The organism is Arthrobacter sp. AG1021 (assembly GCF_003633665.1).
GTDB lineage: Bacteria > Actinomycetota > Actinomycetes > Actinomycetales > Micrococcaceae > Glutamicibacter > Glutamicibacter soli.
Window position 1 is genome coordinate 175,467 of the sequence record NZ_RBLB01000006.1, and the last position, 16,835, is coordinate 192,301.

The following is a 16,835-nucleotide window of genomic DNA, read 5'->3' on the forward strand; positions in this document are numbered from 1 at the left end:
CGGATCCCTGTTTTATGCGCCTTGACGGGGCTTCCACGGCTTCCCAGGGCCTGACATGCGTTGGACAGTGCCTCTGGAAGTTCCAGGACGCTGTCTGCGGATCCGCGGGAGCGCCAGCAATCCAACTGCCGCATGCCCGCTGGCGCGAACCGGAACGAAGGCTTTCCCTCCGTGGCCCATTGAAGCTTTGAGCACGAGGTGCGGAGCGCATTGTCCGGCCCGCCCTGGCCAAGGCAAAACAAGACCCCCGCCAGCTGTGATCTGGCGAGGGTTGAAGGGCTGTCGGCTGCAGGTTGTGCAGCGTTTTCCGCTAGCTTTCGGGAGCGGCGGTGCCGTTTCCGTCGGACTTGTTCTTATGGTCCTTGGTTTCCTTGGAAGGACGCTCCGTGGACTGGTTCTTCTGCTGATCTGCCTCGCGGCGCTTGAGTTCTTCCTCACGTGCGGTCAGCTCGGCATCACGCTGCTGCTGGCGGCGCCACACCTCCAGCTGGCGCAGGAAGTCCTCGTCATCGTCCGGGGCCCGCGAGGTTTGGGCGGTGCTCGTCTCGGCACTCAGCGGGCGGCCCAGGGTGAACCACAAAGCGGCTCCGATCAGCGGAAGGAAGACGATCACTGCAAACCAGGCAGGCTTGGGCAGCGAGCGCACCTGATGTGCCTCGGACCGAGCGCATTCGATGACCGTGTAGATCATCAGCGCTACCGAAATCAATGCGGCGAAAATAATGAAGCGGACCATGACTCCAGTCTAGTGACTTTTTTCCCCGCTGGTTCATCGGCAAACTCTCTTCACAGGTTCATCGGTAGACTTTAAGCTATGCAGCTTCTGAAATATACCGTGCTTCGACTGGGAATTTTCCTGGTCGTTTTCCTTGGCCTCTGGTGGGGCCTGAAATGGCCGATATTTGTGGCGGGCCTCGTGGGCCTGGCCATCGCCTTCGCGGTGTCCTACCTGTTCTTCAACGACCTGCGCCTGCGTGCGAACCAGGACGTGGGCAAGGCGTTCAACAAGACGACCGCCAGCAAGTCCGAAAAGCAGCTGGCGGACGAGGCCGCCGAGGATTCCTACGACGAATCCCAGCGCCGCCCGCAGGATCCCAGCGCGTAACCCGGTACCTGACCGCCGGGGAAACCCAACGCCCCATCCGCCAGCATGCTGGCGGATGGGGCGTTGGGTTTTAAGTGTGGTGTGCCGGGCTCAGCGCAGCCACATGGGGACCAGGATGGCGCCGGCGAAGAGCACCGCATAGACCATGTTCACGATGCCGGTCTGCTTGAGCACGATGACCAGCTTGGACAGCTCGGCTTGGCGCAGCATGGTCAGGCTCGGGGCCACCGCCGGCAGGAACGTGACCAGGATCAGCCACATCCACGGGAAGGTTCCGGTGACCAGCAGCGGCAGCAGGATCGCCACGGCGAGCATCAGCACGTAGCTCAGCCGGGCGTTGTGCTCGCCCAGGCGCACGGCGAGGGTGATCTTGCCGACCTCGGTGTCCGTGGGGATGTCGCGCACGTTGTTGGCCATCAGCAGCGCGCAGCCGATCAGGCCGGTGCCCACCGCGCCGAGCAGCGCCGTCAGGGTCAACGTGCCGCTCTGGGTGAAGGTGGTGCCCAAGGTGGCCACCAGGCCGAAGAAGATGAACACGTAGACATCGCCCCAGCCTCGGTAGCCGTAGGGGTTCTTGCCGCCGGTGTAGCCCCAAGCGGCGAAGATCGCCGCCACGCCGATCAGCAGCAGCGGCCAGGCTTGGGAGAGGATCACCAGGACCAGGCCCAGCACGGCGGCCAGGCCGAAGCAGGTGAACGCGGCGTTGCGCACGTTCTTCGGATCGGTCAGCTTCGAGCCGGTCAGGCGCAGCGGCCCGACGCGCTCGTCGTCCGTGCCGCGGATGCCGTCCGAGTAGTCGTTGGAATAGTTCACGCCGATCTGCAGCAGCAGCCCGACGCACAGCGCCAAAAGGAAGCGGAACCAGTGGAAGAGACCGGTTTCGCCCACTGCTGCGGCGGTTCCGATGACGACCGGGGCAATGACGATGGGAAGGGTGCGCAGGCGCGCGCCGGCAACCCATTGGGAAAGTGTGGCCACTTTCAGTCCTTTCGGGCGAACACAAAAATCCGTACCCTCTAGTTTCCCGCGAATCGGCGGGCAAGGCGAATCGGGCGGCTAGCGGGCCTCGGCCAGCCGGGTCACGACCAGCCGGCGGTCGAACTTGCCGTTGGCCAGCAACGGCAGCCCCTGCGGGTAGTGCAGCACGTATTTCGGCACCGCTTCCTTGCCCAGGGTGCGGCGCACCGCTTCGAAGGCGTCCTCGGTCCGGGTGGGCCCGGAGTAGGCAAGCCCCACGGCTTGGCCCCACTGCGCGTCCGGAACTGCTACCACGAGGGCCTGGGTGAAGAACTCCTCCAGCAGTCCCTCGATCTTCGCCGCGGAGAGTTTCACGCCTCCGGTGTTGATCACGTCGTCGATGCGTCCGGCGATGCGCAGCCGGGAGCCGTCCACGCTGCCCAGGTCGTCGGTCAGGTACCAGCGCTGCCCGTCGTGCTCCACGAAGTGCTCGGCGGTGGCCTGCGGGTCGTTGGCGTAGCCGTCGGCCAGCATGGGGCCGGAAACCAGGATGCGCCCGTCCTGCTCGCGCAGCTTCACCCCGGGCAGGGCGGTGCCGTTGTAGACCAGGCCGCCGGAGGTCTCCGCCGAGCCGTAGGTCTGGAAGATCTTCAGCCCGTGGTGCCGGGCGCTGGCCAGCAGGTCCTTGCTGGCGCGCGCCCCGCCCAGCAGGATCGCGTCGAAGCGCTTGAGCGCGGCGGCGGTCCGCTCGCTGGGGTGGTCCAGCAGCCGGGCCAGCTGGGTGGGGACCAGCGAGGTCAGCCGGCGGGTGTCCACCATCTGCTCGGCCGCCGCGGTGAACTCCTCGGCGGAGAAGCTGCCGTTCTGCTTCATGAGAACCGGCTTGGTGCCGGCGAACAGCGAGCGGGTGAGCACGCTGAGCCCGGCGACGTAGTGCACCGGCAGGGCCAGCAGCCATTGGCCCTCGAAGCCCAGGAACTCGGCGGTGGCCTGCGCGCTGGAGGCCATCGCCGAGACGCTGAGCACCGTGCGCTTGGCGCGCCCGGTGGACCCGGAGGTGCGTACCACCACCATCGGCTCCTCGAAGCCCGCGAGCTCGGAGCGATCCAGCCGGTTCAGGACCCAGCCCTCCGGGGCGCCGGGATCCGCCACGACCTCCACGGCCGGGCCGTCCTCGTTCACGGCGGCGGCCAGCGCCTCCAACAGTGCCAGATGGGGTGCGTCCAAAGCCGTCTCCTAGCTCGGGTCGATGGGTGGATCGGTGGTGGTGCGGTGCGCGGCTAGAAGTAGTACGGGTAGTTGGACCAGTCAGGGTCGCGCTTGCCCAGGAACGCGTCGCGCCCCTCCACCGCTTCGTCGGTCATGTAGGCCATGCGGGTGGCCTCGCCGGCGAAGACCTGCTGGCCGGCCAGGCCGTCGTCGGCCAGGTTGAAGGCGAACTTGAGCATGCGGATGGCCTGCGGGGACTGGGCGGCGATGTCCGCCGCGTATTCCAGGGCCACTTCCTCGAGGCGCTCATGCTCCACCGACTCGTTGACAGCGCCCATGCGCACCATGTCGTCGGCCGAGTATTCGCGGGCCAGGAAGAAGATTTCGCGGGCGGTCTTCTGCCCGACCTGGCGGGCCAGCAGCGCCGAGCCGTAGCCGGCGTCGAAGGAGCCCACGGTCGCGTCGGTCTGCTTGAACTTGCCGTGCTGCTTGGAGGCGATGGTCAGATCGGAGACCACGTGCAGCGAGTGCCCTCCGCCGGCGGCCCAGCCGTTGACCACGCACACCACGACCTTTGGCATGGTGCGCATCAGGCGCTGCACCTCCAGGATGTGCAGGCGGCCGGCGCGGGCCGGGTCGATGGTCTCGCGGGTCTCGCCCTCGGCGTAGCGGTAGCCGTCGCGCCCGCGGATGCGCTGGTCGCCGCCCGAGCAGAAGGCGTGGCCGCCGTCCTTGGGGGAGGGGCCGTTGCCGGTGAGCAGCACGGTGGCCACGTCCCCGGTCATGCGCGCGTGGTCCATGGCGCGGTAGAGCTCGTCCACGGTATGCGGGCGGAACGCGTTGCGCACCTCGGGCCGGTCGAAGGCGATGCGCACGGTGGGCAGGTCGCGCAGGATCGCACCGGAGGCGTCGCGCTCGACCTGGCGGTGGTAGGTGATGTCGGTGAAGTCGAATCCCTCGATGACCCGCCACCGGGTCGGGTCGAAGATATCGGAAACCTTGCGGGGCAATGCGGAATTATTCTGGCTACTCACCCTGTAAATGCTAGCCGTTTGCCGCGCGTTCTTCAGCACTTCGGCCGCCGGGCCGGCTTTGTTGCCCGTTCGGCGCAAACAACGGCGGCGGCGCTTCCCCAATGGGAAGCACCGCCGCCGTGGCCGGGACATTGGCTCAGGCGCTAGGAACGCGGGCTGTCGCCCGCCGGAGGGACCGTGGCCAGGATGCCGGTGTCGTGGGCATCAGGGATCTCGGTGCCACGCAGCGAGGCGCCGGCGGTCTCCGGCATGAACTTGACGGCGATCACGCCGATCACGCAGGAGGCCATCATGTACACGGCGGGGAACAGCAGGAAGCCGGTGGAGTTGATGGCCGCCTCGTTGACCATGGCCGCGGTGCCGCCGAAGATCGCGGTGGCCACGTTGTAGGTGATGGCGAAGCCGGCGAAGCGCACATGCGAGGGGAACATCGCCGGGAACGTCGCGGTGATGGTGGCCAGCTGCGGGATGTAGAGCAGGCCCAGCACCGCGAAGCCCACGATGGCCCAGGCGAAGGACTGGCCCATGAGCCAGAACATCGGCAGCGCCAGGACGAACAATCCGATCACCGAGGTGTACCACATGGGTTTTCGCCCGATCTTGTCAGAGAGCGATCCGGCGAAGGGGATGACCGCCATCATGGCCACCTCGCCGATCAGGATGGTCGCCAGCGAAGCGGTGGAATCCAGGCCCAGCTGGGTTTCCAGGTAGGTCGGCATGTAGCTGAGCAACGTGTAGTTCACGACGTTCAGCGCGATGACCAGTCCGCCCATGGTCAGGATGGGGCGCCAGTAGGTGGTGAGCAGTTCCTTCAGCGAGCCGCCCTGCTGGTTTTCGCCGGATTCCTCCAGCTCCTGAAAGACCGGGGTGTCCTCCAGCTTGCTTCGCAGGTACAGGCCGATCAGGCCCATGGGAAGCGCCAGGAAGAACGGGATGCGCCAGCCGTAGGCCATCATGGCTTCCTCGCCAAGGCCCAGCTGCAGGAACAGCATGACCGCGGTACCCAGCGCGAAACCGCCCAGGGTGCCGAATTCAAGGAAGGAGCCGAAGAATCCGCGTTTGCGGTCAGGGGCGTATTCGGCCATGAAGGTCGCCGCGCCGCCGTATTCGCCGCCGGTGGAGAAGCCCTGGATCATGCGCAGCAGCACCAGCAGCACCGGGGCCAGCACGCCGACCATTTGATAGGTCGGCAGCACGCCGATCAGGAACGTCGCGCCGGACATCATGAGGATCGTCAGGGCCAGGATCTTCTTGCGTCCGAGCTTGTCGCCCAGCGGGCCCCAGACGAATCCGCCCAAGGGGCGAACCAGGAAGGACAGGGCGAAGGTGGCCAGCGCCATCACGGTGCCGCCCTCGGTGGGGAAGAAATGGGTGGTGATATAAGTGACGGCGACCGCGTAGACGCCGTAGTCGAACCATTCGGTCATGTTGCCCATGGCCGAGGCGGCGGTGGCCTTGCGGACTTCCTGCCGGCCTTCCACGGTGGACATGTCCGGGCCGATGTCCTGGGTCAGGTCCGGGGAGAAGGAGGCGGTATTCGAATTGTCTTGTGGTTGGCTGTTTTCCGGTTGCACAACTGCTCCGATGCGTCTCAGCTTTCCGTCGACCGGATGCCCGGGCTGGCAATGGAAAACTTTGCCGTCCCGGTTACGGTCCACGATCCGGGCAGGCCCGGAGTCGGTCAAGTGACCGAGGCTACGCCGTCATCAATCGAAATTCAATGTTTGACATGGAATTCATTGGAACTCCCCACGGACATATTCGATCGGGTATCACGTGATCAACAGACGGAGCTCCTAAACAGCCGCGGGTTTCACGTACAGTTTGTGTCGAGCCGAGCTTGTATTATTGAACGAATGGTCGGTAAGTTAGAGTGCTGAGCATCACTACTTTTTGTCGCAAGGAGCAATCATGGCCGAGGCATTTCTCGTAGGCGGAGCACGTACCCCAGTTGGACGGTACGGCGGAGCGCTGAGCAGCGTGCGTCCGGACGACCTAGCGGCGTTGACGATCCGCCGCGTCATCGACGACGCAGGCATCGATCCGGAGCTGGTTGACGAAGTCATCTTCGGCAACGCCAACGGCGCCGGCGAAGAAAACCGCAACGTGGCCCGCATGGCATGGCTGCTGGCCGGCCTGCCGAACACGGTTCCGGGCATCACCGTGAACCGCCTATGTGCCTCTGGCATGAGCGCCATCACCATGGCAAGCCACATGGTCAAGTCCGGCGCCGCGGACATCGTGGTAGCCGGCGGCGTGGAATCCATGTCCCGCGCCCCATGGGTCATGGAGAAGCCTGCCAAGGCCTTCGCCAAGCCGGGCGCCACCTTCGACACCTCCATCGGCTGGCGCTTCACCAACCCCGCCTTCCTGTCCGGGGAGCTTTCCCGCGACGGCAAGGCCACCTACTCCATGCCGGAGACGGCCGAGGAAGTCGCCCGCGTCTACAACATCTCCCGCGAGGACGCCGACCAGTTCGCGGTGGAATCGCACGCCAAGTCCATCGCCGCCATCGAGGCCGGACGCTTCAAGGACGAGATCGTCCCGGTGACCGTCAAGGGCCGCAAGAGCGACACGATCGTCGACACCGACGAGGGCCCGCGCCCGGGCACCACCGCCGAGGTGCTGGCCGGTCTGCGCCCGGTCGTCAAGGGCGGCTCGGTGGTCACCGCCGGCAACGCCTCGACCCTGAACGACGGCGCTTCGGCCATCCTGGTGGTTTCCGAACGTGCCATCCAGAAGTACGGGCTGACCCCGCGCGCCCGCATCGTCGACGGCCAGGCCGCCGGCCTGGCACAGGAGATCATGGGCATGGGCCCGGTCCCGGCCACCAACAAGGTGCTTTCCCGCGCGGGCCTGTCCATCTCGGACATCGGCGCCATGGAGATCAACGAGGCCTTCGCCAGCCAGTCGCTGGCCAGCATGAACGAGCTGGGCGTGGACCCGTCCATCGTGAACCGCGACGGCGGCGCCATCGCCCTGGGCCACCCGCTGGGCTCCTCTGGCTCGCGCATCGTGATCACCCTGCTGGGCCGCATGGAGCGCGAACTGGCCGGAGCGCAGCGCAAGCTCGGGGTGGCCACCATGTGCGTGGGAGTCGGCCAGGGCACCGCCCTGCTGGTGGAGGGCGTCTAACTCCATGAGCCTGACTCCCGAAGACTTCACCACCTTGCAGATCACCGAGACCGATGACCGCGTGTGGGTGCGCCTGCACCGCCCCGAGGTCCGCAACGCGATCGACCAGGTCATGGTCGACGAACTGCACGCGGTCTGCGCCTACCTTGAGCGCACCCCGAAGATCATGATCCTGGCCGGCACCCCCGGCACCGCGCCGACCGAGGAAAAACCGCGCGGCTCCAAGGGCATATTCGCCTCCGGCGCCGACATCGCGCAGCTGCGCGAGCGCCGCCGCGACGACGCGCTGGCAGGCATCAACTCCGGCATCTTCGACCGCATCGCCAAGCTGCCGATGCCCGTGGTGGCCGCGCTTGACGGCTTCGCCCTGGGCGGCGGCGCGGAACTGGCCTACGCGGCAGACTTCCGCATCGGCACCGAGGATCTGCGCATGGGCAACCCTGAAACCAACTTGGGCATCATGGCCGCCGCCGGCGCGACCTGGCGCCTGAAGGAACTGGTCGGCGAGCCGCTGGCCAAGGAGATCCTGCTGGCCGGCAAGGTGCTCACCGGAGCGCAGTGCCTGGAAGTCCAGCTGATCACCGAGCTGCACCCGGCCGCCGAGCTGGACGCCGCCGCCGACGCGCTGGCCGACCGCATCGCCGCGCAGGACCCGCTGGCAGTGCGCATCAGCAAGTCGGTCTTCCACACCCCGCGCGAGGTGCACCCAATCATCGACAACCTGGCCCAGGGCATGCTCTTCGAGTCCCATGCCAAGTTCGACCGCATGCAGGCATTCCTAGACCGAAAGAAGAAGTAAGCATGAGTGAAGCGACAAACTTTATCGACGGCGCACTGCCTGCCACCATGGGCGTGCTCGGCGGCGGGCGCATGGGCGCTGGCATCGCCCACGGCTTTTTGGTCAGCGGCAGCGCCGTGACCGTGGTTGAGCGCGACGAGGAATCCGCCAAGGGCGCCTACGAGCGCGTGGTGGAGTCCGTGGACAAATCCATCGCCCGCGGCGCGGTCAGCGAAACCCGCGAGCAGCTGCTGGCGCGCTTCGCCGTGAGCACCAACTACGCCGACTTCGCCTCGGCACAGCTGGTCATCGAAGCCGTCCCGGAAATCTGGGACCTGAAGATCTCCTCGCTGCAGGCGGTGGAAGCCGAGCTGTCCCAGGACGCCGTGCTGGCCTCCAACACCTCCTCGCTGTCCGTGTCCGGCATGGCCGAGAAACTGGCGCGCCCGCAGAACTTCCTGGGCCTGCACTTCTTCAACCCGGTCCCGGCGTCCACGCTGATCGAGGTCGTCATCGGCAAGCAGACCAACCCGCAGCTGGTTGACGCCTCGCGCGGCTGGGTCTCCGCGCTGGGCAAGACCGCAGTGGTGGTCAACGACGCCCCGGGCTTCGCCTCCTCCCGCCTGGGCGTGGCCATCGCGCTGGAAGCCATGCGCATGGTCGAAGAGGGCGTGGCCAGCGCCGAGGACATCGACAACGCGATGGTGCTGGGTTACAAGCACCCGACTGGCCCGCTGAAGACCACCGACATCGTGGGCTTGGATGTGCGCCTGGGCATTGCCGAATACCTTCACGAAACCCTTGGCGACCGCTTCGCTCCGCCGCAGATCCTCAAGGACCTGGTGGCCGAGGGCAAGCTGGGCCGCAAGACCGGACAGGGCTTCTACACCTGGTAGGAACCCAAGAGCACGACAACCGATGGAAAGGGCTGCGCAAGCGGCCCTTTTCGCATATCCGGCGGGCGTTTCAGGGAATCAGGCCGCGGCTTCGGGCCCGCAGCACCAAATCGAAGCGGTTGGCCGCCTCCAGCTTGCGCATCACCGAGGCGATATAGCTCTTGACCGTGCTCTCGGCCAGGTCAAGGTGCGCACCGATCAGCGCGTTGCGCTTGCCCAGCGCCAAGTGGGTGAGGACATCCAGCTCCCGGGTCGACAGCGGGCCCGCGCCGCGTGAACCGGCGACCTCGCGCGGCTGCCTGGCGCGCAGCATGGATCCCGCGGTGCTCAATCGCTGCGCCAATTCCGGATCCTCGATCAGCCGGGCGATGTCGCGCAGCTCGGTGTACAGCACTGTCAGGTCCTCCTGGCTCAACGCCAGATCCGAGGCGTGGGTGGCGTGGGCCTCCGAGGCGGACAGCACCGCCAGACGACGTTCGGTCTCCTCGTGGACCGACAGTTCCCAGGCCAGGCGCCGCGCCTCGCCGGCCGCGGCGGCCAGCGTTTCATCCGTGAGCTGGGAACGGTCGCGCAGCCCGGCGTAGATCAATGCGCGCACTTGGTTGTCGACCACCACGGGGATCGCCAGCAGGGTGATGATCCCTTCCACTCCGATCTCCCGGTCGTAGCTGTGGATGATGTCGGGGGACTGGTGGTAAGCCCCGGTGGCCGTCAGCTCCCGGCGGGCCAGGGCAAGCCCGCCCAGCCCCTGTCCGGGCTGGATCACCAATCCGCGCAACGCGCCGGTGCGGGTGCCGGCGAAACTTGTCAGCACCGTGCCGCCGGATTCCGCGAAGCCGCCGAAGGCCACGGGGAAGCCGGTGCGGGCGGCCAGGGTGTTCAGCGTACGCTCCAGCAGGGCCACCTGGGGCAAGGAATCGGTGGTCAACTGCTACCTCCTTTAGATGGTAGTGACGCGTCTCACTGCCTCCCTAGGATACCTGCAGGAGAGTTGGTGACGCAGGTCACCGCCCGACGATTATTCCGTACAACTACGCATCGGAGTGTGCCCCATGACTGCAACCCTGACCCGCCCGGACCTGGAGTTGCCGCTGCGCGAACAGCCAGCCGCCAGGACCGCTATTGCCGATCCGGCGGCCCTCGGCCTGGGCGCCTTCGCCATGACCACCTTCGTGCTGAGCCTGGCCAATGCCGGGCTGATTCCCGAGGCCGGTTTCGCGGTCCTGGCGCTGGCGTTCTTCTACGGCGGCATTGCACAGATCATTGCCGGCGTCATTGAATTCTTCAAGGGCAACGTCTTCGGGGCCACCGCCTTCACCTCCTACGGAATGTTCTGGATGGGCTTCTGGTGGATCGAGAGCAACCCTGAAATCGCCGCCGCCGTGGGATCCGTCGGCATGGGCGTCTACCTGCTGGGGTGGACCCTCTTCACCATCTACATGACCATCGCCTCGCTGAAAACCAATGGGGTCCTGGTTACCGTGTTCACCGTGCTGTGCACCGCCTTCGTCGCGCTGACCATCGGCGCGTTCACCGGCAACCAGCTGATCCACGAGCTCGGCGGCTGGCTGGGCCTGGTCACCGCGGCATTGGCCGCGTACGGTTCCTGCGCCGTCGTCACCAACGCCACTTGGAAGCGCGAGGTGCTGCCGATGTGGGCCAAGTAGCCCGCAGCTGAGCAGAGCGCAAACGACGACAGTCCGCCGACCCGGAGGATCCCGGGTCGGCGGGCTGCCGTCCGTCTAGGGCTAAGCGAACATGCTGGCCAGCAGCGAGGTGAAAAGCGCCTCGGCGTCGCGCGGCAGGCCCTTGGCGGTAAACCAGTCGCACATGTTGACGCAGTCGCGGTGCAGGTAATCCAGGCCCTGCACGTTGCCGGCCAGATCCACGCATTGCGGCACATCGATGACCACCAGCCGGGCGCCCGCAACCAGCAGGTTGTAGGCCGACAGGTCGCCGTGCGCGATGCCCAGCGCGGCGAACTTCTCCATGGCGTCGGCCAGCTGGTCCCAGAGGGCCGGAAGCCGAGGATCGTTGCGGGAGATCTGCTGCAGCCGGGGCGCGGCGGCCCGGGGGATCTCCGGGTCCGCAATGAATTCCATGAGGATTTCAGTGCCGTCGATCTGCACGGGATAGGGGACCGGGATCCCCGCTTCGTGGCAGCGCCGCAGATAGGACCACTCGGCGCTCGCCCACTGCAGGGCCGCCACCTCGCGGCCGTAGCTGGAGTTGTTTTTCACCGCGCGGTTATCGCGCGAGCGCCGGGCGGAGCGGCCCTCGCTGTAGGCCTGCGAACGGCTGAACTGCAGGTGCTCCCGGCCGCGGTAGCGTTTGGCCGCCAGCAGCGTGCTGCGTGTTTCGGTGGCCCGCTCCACGAGGAAGACATCGCCTTCCTTGCCGGTCTTGAGGATTCCGAGCTCGGTATCCAAGGCCGCGGCGTCCTCGATGAGCCACGAGGGGTAGGGCTGCGGTCCGCGACAGCCCTTTTCGATGGATGGCCAGGTGGAGTAGCGCTGGCCCTCGATTAGATCGTCCTGGGTGGTTTCGTCCCAGGTCGGCTGGCCGCGGCGGGTTTTCAGCTGGGTGTCGGCCTCGTCGTAGCCGTTGCGCGCTAGGGGAGAAAAGGCGGTGTTGCCGCCGGGGTAATGAGACACAATGAGTCCTTGGTGAGAAGGGGAGATGGCATAGCAAGGTCACGGACATTCATCGGTACCCCTCCTTAGATAGACTCATTGGCATTTGCCAATGACTAATACCCTACAGCAGATGGCGAATGTGTTGCAATGGACTCATGAGCCACGCCCCCGAGTACCGCAAGCAGTCGATGGACGTCCACTGGGACGGCGCGATCAATGCCCGCCACATCTGCGGAGTCTTCTACCGCATGGGCCGCCACGAATGGCTCACCGCCCAAGGCTGGCGGCAGCTGCAGGCGGACTGCATCGACCGGGTGATCGACCTGCGCAACCCGGGGGAGATCAGCCGCCGCGAGCACGACCCGGTGGTGGATGAGTTGAGCATGCAGGGCATCGAGCTGTTCAATCTCCCGCTGGAATCCCCGGGCAACAAGCGCTTCGAGGCGATCGCGGTGCCGTACATGAACCACACCGGAATGTTCCGGCTGGTCTGCGAGGAATTCGGCGGGCATCTGGCCTCGGTCTTCGAGAACCTGGCCGCAACGCGTAGCGGCGCGGTGATCCACTGTTCCGCCGGACGGGACCGCTCCGGACTTGTGGCAACGCTGCTGCTGGATTTGGCCGGGCGGCGCGACGAGATCCTGGCCCACGACGAAGCGGCGGTGCGCGGCATCAACGAATGGCATCGGGTCTCGCCGCGCAAGCACCCCTATGAGTCCCACCAGGCGGACGGCGAGCTGGACTCGATCATCCGCGGCCGCGCCGCCGAACTGGAGAAGTTCCTCGACTGGCTCGGCTATGCCGAGGACTACTTGCGCGGGCAGGGCGTGGGCGAAAGCAGCTTGGCTGCATTGCGACAGCTGGCACGTCGCGAAAACCCATGACAGAGCCGCAATCGAACTGTAGGCTCGGGGCATGGATGGAAAGCTGCGGCATCATGCCTTGAACTATGTTGAACTGACCGTCACCGACCTGCAGGCGGCCAAGGACTTCTACGCGGCCGCCTTCGGCTGGAAGTTCGTCGACTACGGCGACCAATACGCCGGCATCCTCATGCCGGAAGCTACTGCGGAGGAGTCCGGGGGACTGCTGTTGGCCGACAAGCCGCGGCCCGTCGGCGGGCCCTTCGTGCTGCTGTATTCCGAAAACCTGGACGCCACGGCGCGCGCCATCGAGGCCGCCGGAGGCTGGATCGACCAGCCTGCCTATCCGTTCCCCGGAGGCCGCCGGCTGCATTTCACCGATCCTTCCGGAAACGAGCTGGGAGTTTGGGCCTCCGCATAGGAACGTGGCACCCATGGCCTTGATCCAGCACGATCAATGGCACTATTTCGATCCATCAGCTTCGCTGACCGGCGGATGATCGTAAAGAAAAGGAGCACGGGAAATGGGCATTGGTGACTCAATCCCGCGCGGCGGTGATGATCTGGTCGTGTCTCTGGGCCAAGACGACGAGGCATTCTGGAGAGATATCGCTGACAGAGGCGTGGACGCTTTGGAAGCACTTGAACCGGGTGGGCCGAATTTCTGGACTGTCGTGCAAGCCTTGGCTCCGTGGGCCGCATTCCTTGCTGCGGCCGTAGTTGCGGTGGTTGCTTTGCTGAATCTTGCGCATCAACGAAAAGTTCTCGCCTCGTCCAATGCCAATGAGTCCCGCTCCGAATGGTGGCGGCGAACCCAATGGGCGCTGGAAGCCAGCACATCTCGGGACCCTTCGATGAAAAAGTTCGGGAAGGAAGTACTGGAGCAACTTGTAGACAGTCCCCTTACCAGCGATTCAGACAAGATATTGCTTGATGCCGTTTGGAAGGGTGGCAACACGGGTTTGGTTGAATCCAAGATTCAGCTACTTTTGCAGGATGCCAATAGGTTTGGTTTTCTCGGGGGTGGGGATCCCGCGTCGGAAGAAACTGTAGACCAGAAATCAACCGAGCGGGACAATGGGGACCAAGAGTGAAAGGAGGAAAACATGTCGGAGCCGGCAACCGCACCTAGGGCGCGGACTTACGACCCCAATAACGCCGAAGAAGTCTTCAGGGTGCTGGGCGAGGAAATCGAAGCAGCCAAGCTTAAGGTTGCGCTTGATCGCCGATTGGGTCGCAAGACGTCCGAGTCAGTCATTGAGCTTTCCCAAATTCGCTTGCCCGAGCACCTCGGCCGAGTTGTGGATGGGTAGTTTCCACCGCGGTTTGCAGAAGGGATGACATCCAGAGTCTCCGCGGAAATATTCCGCGCCATTCCTAGGTGATCTTGTTGCTCTTCGGAAAACTTGAGGTGTTGGGACTCCATGCGGATTTCATCTGAAAGCGGGCCCGCCGATGGCGAGCCCGCTTATTCGTGGGATTCCGTTTCCCGGAGTAGCCAGCCGTTCTTTCCTTGTCTCGGCGTAAACCGAGCGCAGGAGCCTAGTGCTTGGGCTTGTCCACCACCAGGTTGGTGATGCGCAGGGTGCAGATGCGGCGCTGCTGCTCGTCGGTGATGAGCACTTCGTGGCTGGTCATGCGCCGGCCCAGCTTGATCGGCGTGGCCGTGATGGTGACCAGCCCTTCGGTGGCCGAGCGGTGGTGCGTCGCGTTGACGTCGACTCCCACCACGACCTTGCCGAAGGTCGAGGCGAATTTCACGGCGGCCCAGGAGCCCACCGCTTCACCCACGGCCAGCGAGGCGCCGCCGTGCAGCAGGCCGAACGACTGGGTGTTGCCCTCCACCGGCATGGTGGCCACCACCTTGTCCACAGATTCCTCGATGATGCGCACACCCATCTTGTGGTCCAATTCGCCCAGCTCAATCGTCCATGGTTCGAGGTTCCGGGCCTGGTGCTGCATGTCGGTCATTTTTGCGGTCCTTTACGGGTGTCGTCGATCACGTCATTGCTGTTATGGTTAACACTAATACTGACCGACCGTTCAGGAAGGAATTGCGTCGATGACGACAGCCCAGATTGGTGTAGTCCCAAGTTTCATTGCCGGTCAATGGCAGACCCCAGCAGCCGAGGGAGGCACCGAAGTACTCGATGCCAACACCGGTGAGCTGCTCGCCACCGTCACCAAGGAACGCCTTGATGTTGCCGGTGCCGTAGCCTACGGCCGCACCACCGGCCAGCGCGAGCTGGCCAAGCTCTCGCTGCACGAGCGCGCGCTGAAGCTCAAGGAGCTGGCGCTCTACCTCAACGAGCACCGCAAGGACCTCTACGAGATCTCCTACAAGACCGGCGCCACCAAAATCGACTCCATGGTGGACATCGATGGCGGCATCGGCGTGCTGTTCACCTTCTCCGGCAAGGGCCGCCGCGAACTGCCCAACAGCAATGTCATCCTCGACGGCCCGACCGAGCCGTTGAGCAAGGACGGCTCGTTCCTGGGCACCCACATCTACACCGCGCTGACCGGTGTCGTGGTCCAGGTCAACGCCTTCAACTTCCCGGTCTGGGGAATGCTGGAGAAGTTCGCCCCGGCCTTCATCGCCGGCGTGCCGACCATCGTCAAGCCGGCCACCCCGACCGGCTACCTGACCGAAGCCGTGGTGCGCCTGATGCTCGACTCCGGCCTGCTGCCGGACGGCTCGCTGCAGCTGCTCTCCGGCTCGGCCCGCGACCTGATGGACCACCTGGACTACCGCGACATGTTCGCCTTCACCGGCTCGGCGGCCACCGCCAGCAAGCTGAAGGCCCATCCGAACGTCATCGACGGTGGCGTACGCTTCAGCGCCGAGACCGACTCGCTGAACGCCGCCATCCTTGGCCCTGACGCAGTGGAAGGCACCCCGGAGTTCGACGCCTTCATCGAGGTCGTCGTCAACGAGATGACTACCAAGGCTGGCCAGAAGTGCACCGCCATCCGCCGCAACATCGTTCCGGCCGGCCAGGTGGACGCGGTCATCGCAGCCATCGGCAAGCGCATCGACGAGCGCGTGGTCGTCGGCGACCCGCGCGTCGAAGGCGTGACCATGGGCGCGCTGGCCTCCCTTGACCAGCTACGCGACGTGCGCGCCGCGGTCGAGGATATGCTGGCCGCCGGCGGCGAGCTGGCCTACGGCGCGCTGGACGCGCCAAAGGTCCGCGTGGCCCCGGACACCGACGCAGTGGCCGAGCAGGGCGCCTTCATGGCCCCGATGGTGCTGCGCTGGGAGGACGCCCGCAACCCGATCCTGCACTCCCGCGAAGCCTTCGGCCCGGTCAGCTCCGTGGTCGGCTACGACACCGTGGACGAGGCTGTGGCCCTGGCCGCGCTGGGCGCCGGCTCGCTGGTCGCCACCGTCTGCACCAATGACGCCGAAGCCATGCGCCAGCTCTCGCTGGGCATTGCAGGCCACCACGGCCGCGTGCACATCCTGAACCGCGAAACCGCGCGCAGCACCACGGGCCACGGCTCGCCGGTGCCGCACCTGGTCCACGGCGGCCCGGGCCGCGCCGGCGGCGGCGAGGAACTGGGCGGCGTGCGTTCGGTCAAGCACCACATGCAGCGCACCGCGGTGCAGGGCTCCCCGAACATGCTCACTGCCCTGACCGGCGTGTGGCACACCGGCGCGGCCCAGTCGCTGGCCGGCTGCGAGAAGTTCGGCGGTCAGGCCTCGAACGTGCACCCGTTCCGCAAGTCGCTGGCCGAGCTGAAGATCGGCGACGGCTTCGTTTCGGACCTGCGCGAGGTGAGCCTCGAGGAAATCACCGCGTTCGCGAATGAAACCGGCGATACCTTCTACGCGCACACCGACGCGAAGGCCGCCGAAGCCAACCCGTTCTTCCCGGGCATCGTGGCCCACGGCTACTTGCTGGTCTCCTGGGCCGCGGGGCTGTTCGTGGAGCCCGCTCCGGGACCCGTGCTGGCCAACTACGGCTTGGAGAGCCTGCGCTTCATCACCCCGGTCGGTGCCGGGGACTCGATCCGCGTGACCCTGACCGCCAAGAAGATCACCCCGCGCGTGACCGACGAGTACGGAGAGGTCGCCTGGGACGCCGTGCTTCACAACCAGAACGACGAGATCGTGGCCACCTACGACGTGCTGACCCTGGTGGAGAAGACCGATTCCACCTACGCCAACTGGCAGGGCTGAGCCCCGCTCCGCGGTAGCGCCTTAAACACCACGCCG

At 65.7% G+C, this 16,835-nt stretch carries 18 protein-coding genes; 10 read left to right on the forward strand and 8 right to left on the reverse strand.

What is annotated here, in order from left to right; genetic code table 11:
• Nucleotides 1-310: 310 nt before the first annotated feature.
• On the reverse strand, nt 311-736 hold the full coding sequence (locus tag DFO58_RS00985; RefSeq protein WP_052772455.1) for a PLD nuclease N-terminal domain-containing protein: 426 nt from the start codon (nt 734-736) through the stop codon (nt 311-313).
• 78 nt (nt 737-814) lie between these two features.
• Between DFO58_RS00985 and DFO58_RS00990 the strand changes: the two genes are divergently transcribed.
• Nucleotides 815-1,105 carry a DUF4229 domain-containing protein gene (locus tag DFO58_RS00990; RefSeq protein WP_047119807.1) on the forward strand — a complete coding sequence of 97 codons (291 nt, stop codon included), beginning with the start codon at nt 815-817 and terminating at the stop codon, nt 1,103-1,105.
• A gap of 90 nt (nt 1,106-1,195) precedes the next feature.
• On the opposite strand, the gene DFO58_RS00995 is transcribed toward DFO58_RS00990, so the two are convergent.
• The 4 genes from DFO58_RS00995 to DFO58_RS01010 form a co-directional block, all read right to left on the reverse strand.
• Complete coding sequence (locus DFO58_RS00995; RefSeq protein WP_120989102.1) at nt 1,196-2,083, reverse strand: 1,4-dihydroxy-2-naphthoate polyprenyltransferase; 888 nt, start codon at nt 2,081-2,083, stop codon at nt 1,196-1,198.
• A gap of 78 nt (nt 2,084-2,161) precedes the next feature.
• On the reverse strand, nt 2,162-3,289 hold the full coding sequence (locus DFO58_RS01000) for an AMP-binding protein (protein WP_053798584.1): 1,128 nt from the start codon (nt 3,287-3,289) through the stop codon (nt 2,162-2,164).
• A gap of 53 nt (nt 3,290-3,342) precedes the next feature.
• The gene (locus DFO58_RS01005; RefSeq protein ID WP_047120868.1) at nt 3,343-4,305 is read right to left on the reverse strand and encodes a 1,4-dihydroxy-2-naphthoyl-CoA synthase; all 963 of its coding nucleotides are present in this window, start codon (nt 4,303-4,305) and stop codon (nt 3,343-3,345) included.
• A 143-nt stretch (nt 4,306-4,448) separates the two neighbouring features.
• Nucleotides 4,449-5,879, reverse strand: coding sequence for an MFS transporter (locus DFO58_RS01010; protein WP_286163395.1), 1,431 nt, complete (start codon nt 5,877-5,879; stop codon nt 4,449-4,451).
• A gap of 337 nt (nt 5,880-6,216) precedes the next feature.
• On the opposite strand from DFO58_RS01010, the gene DFO58_RS01015 reads away from it, so the two are divergent.
• Genes DFO58_RS01015 through DFO58_RS01025 form a run of 3 tightly spaced genes read left to right on the forward strand, consistent with a single transcriptional unit; the run spans nt 6,217 to nt 9,114 of the window.
• Nucleotides 6,217-7,440, forward strand: a complete 1,224-nt coding sequence (locus tag DFO58_RS01015) for a thiolase family protein (protein WP_047119804.1) — start codon at nt 6,217-6,219, stop codon at nt 7,438-7,440.
• Between the two features lie 4 nt (nt 7,441-7,444).
• Nucleotides 7,445-8,239, forward strand: coding sequence for an enoyl-CoA hydratase/isomerase family protein (locus tag DFO58_RS01020; protein WP_120989103.1), 795 nt, complete (start codon nt 7,445-7,447; stop codon nt 8,237-8,239).
• 2 nt (nt 8,240-8,241) lie between these two features.
• The gene (locus DFO58_RS01025; RefSeq protein ID WP_047119802.1) at nt 8,242-9,114 is read left to right on the forward strand and encodes a 3-hydroxyacyl-CoA dehydrogenase family protein; all 873 of its coding nucleotides are present in this window, start codon (nt 8,242-8,244) and stop codon (nt 9,112-9,114) included.
• Nucleotides 9,115-9,184: 70 nt separating this feature from the next.
• Here DFO58_RS01025 and DFO58_RS01030 read toward each other — a convergent pair whose 3' ends face one another.
• Nucleotides 9,185-10,042, reverse strand: coding sequence for a LuxR C-terminal-related transcriptional regulator (locus DFO58_RS01030; RefSeq protein ID WP_120989104.1), 858 nt, complete (start codon nt 10,040-10,042; stop codon nt 9,185-9,187).
• Nucleotides 10,043-10,166: 124 nt separating this feature from the next.
• On the opposite strand from DFO58_RS01030, the gene DFO58_RS01035 reads away from it, so the two are divergent.
• Complete coding sequence (locus DFO58_RS01035; RefSeq protein ID WP_120989105.1) at nt 10,167-10,781, forward strand: GPR1/FUN34/YaaH family transporter; 615 nt, start codon at nt 10,167-10,169, stop codon at nt 10,779-10,781.
• A gap of 81 nt (nt 10,782-10,862) precedes the next feature.
• Here the strand turns inward: DFO58_RS01035 and DFO58_RS01040 are convergent, their stop codons facing one another.
• Entirely contained in the window at nt 10,863-11,768 is a 906-nt protein-coding gene (locus DFO58_RS01040) for an RIO1 family regulatory kinase/ATPase (protein ID WP_052772453.1), read from the reverse strand.
• A gap of 137 nt (nt 11,769-11,905) precedes the next feature.
• On the opposite strand from DFO58_RS01040, the gene DFO58_RS01045 reads away from it, so the two are divergent.
• The 4 genes from DFO58_RS01045 to DFO58_RS01060 all read left to right on the forward strand — a co-directional run bounded on the left by DFO58_RS01045 (nt 11,906) and on the right by DFO58_RS01060 (nt 13,926).
• Nucleotides 11,906-12,634, forward strand: coding sequence for a tyrosine-protein phosphatase (locus DFO58_RS01045; protein WP_183043074.1), 729 nt, complete (start codon nt 11,906-11,908; stop codon nt 12,632-12,634).
• Between the two features lie 31 nt (nt 12,635-12,665).
• Nucleotides 12,666-13,034 carry a VOC family protein gene (locus tag DFO58_RS01050; RefSeq protein WP_047119800.1) on the forward strand — a complete coding sequence of 123 codons (369 nt, stop codon included), beginning with the start codon at nt 12,666-12,668 and terminating at the stop codon, nt 13,032-13,034.
• Between the two features lie 103 nt (nt 13,035-13,137).
• Nucleotides 13,138-13,707: a hypothetical protein gene (locus DFO58_RS01055; RefSeq protein ID WP_120989107.1), complete on the forward strand. Its 570-nt coding sequence runs from the start codon at nt 13,138-13,140 to the stop codon at nt 13,705-13,707.
• Nucleotides 13,708-13,719: 12 nt separating this feature from the next.
• On the forward strand, nt 13,720-13,926 hold the full coding sequence (locus tag DFO58_RS01060; RefSeq protein WP_047119798.1) for a hypothetical protein: 207 nt from the start codon (nt 13,720-13,722) through the stop codon (nt 13,924-13,926).
• Nucleotides 13,927-14,155: 229 nt separating this feature from the next.
• Here the strand turns inward: DFO58_RS01060 and DFO58_RS01065 are convergent, their stop codons facing one another.
• A complete protein-coding gene (locus tag DFO58_RS01065; RefSeq protein WP_047119797.1) occupies nt 14,156-14,584 on the reverse strand; it encodes a hotdog fold thioesterase in 429 nt (142 codons plus the stop codon).
• A gap of 91 nt (nt 14,585-14,675) precedes the next feature.
• On the opposite strand from DFO58_RS01065, the gene paaZ reads away from it, so the two are divergent.
• The gene (gene paaZ, locus DFO58_RS01070) at nt 14,676-16,799 is read left to right on the forward strand and encodes a phenylacetic acid degradation bifunctional protein PaaZ (protein ID WP_120989108.1); all 2,124 of its coding nucleotides are present in this window, start codon (nt 14,676-14,678) and stop codon (nt 16,797-16,799) included.
• Nucleotides 16,800-16,835: the final 36 nt, after the last annotated feature.

Excerpts from the sequence above, each read along its gene's own strand:
- DFO58_RS01025 (WP_047119802.1), top strand. The coding sequence starts at position 8,242 with ATGAGTGAAGCGACAAACTTTATCGACGGCGCACTGCCTGCCACCATG.
- DFO58_RS01035 (WP_120989105.1), top strand. The coding sequence starts at position 10,167 with ATGACTGCAACCCTGACCCGCCCGGACCTGGAGTTGCCGCTGCGCGAA.
- DFO58_RS01055 (WP_120989107.1), top strand. The coding sequence starts at position 13,138 with ATGGGCATTGGTGACTCAATCCCGCGCGGCGGTGATGATCTGGTCGTG.
- DFO58_RS01060 (WP_047119798.1), top strand. The coding sequence starts at position 13,720 with ATGTCGGAGCCGGCAACCGCACCTAGGGCGCGGACTTACGACCCCAAT.
- DFO58_RS00985 (WP_052772455.1), bottom strand. The coding sequence starts at position 736 with ATGGTCCGCTTCATTATTTTCGCCGCATTGATTTCGGTAGCGCTGATG.
- paaZ (WP_120989108.1), top strand. The coding sequence starts at position 14,676 with ATGACGACAGCCCAGATTGGTGTAGTCCCAAGTTTCATTGCCGGTCAA.
- DFO58_RS01015 (WP_047119804.1), top strand. The coding sequence starts at position 6,217 with ATGGCCGAGGCATTTCTCGTAGGCGGAGCACGTACCCCAGTTGGACGG.
- DFO58_RS01045 (WP_183043074.1), top strand. The coding sequence starts at position 11,906 with ATGAGCCACGCCCCCGAGTACCGCAAGCAGTCGATGGACGTCCACTGG.
- DFO58_RS01050 (WP_047119800.1), top strand. The coding sequence starts at position 12,666 with ATGGATGGAAAGCTGCGGCATCATGCCTTGAACTATGTTGAACTGACC.
- DFO58_RS01020 (WP_120989103.1), top strand. The coding sequence starts at position 7,445 with ATGAGCCTGACTCCCGAAGACTTCACCACCTTGCAGATCACCGAGACC.
- DFO58_RS00990 (WP_047119807.1), top strand. The coding sequence starts at position 815 with ATGCAGCTTCTGAAATATACCGTGCTTCGACTGGGAATTTTCCTGGTC.
- DFO58_RS01065 (WP_047119797.1), bottom strand. The coding sequence starts at position 14,584 with ATGACCGACATGCAGCACCAGGCCCGGAACCTCGAACCATGGACGATT.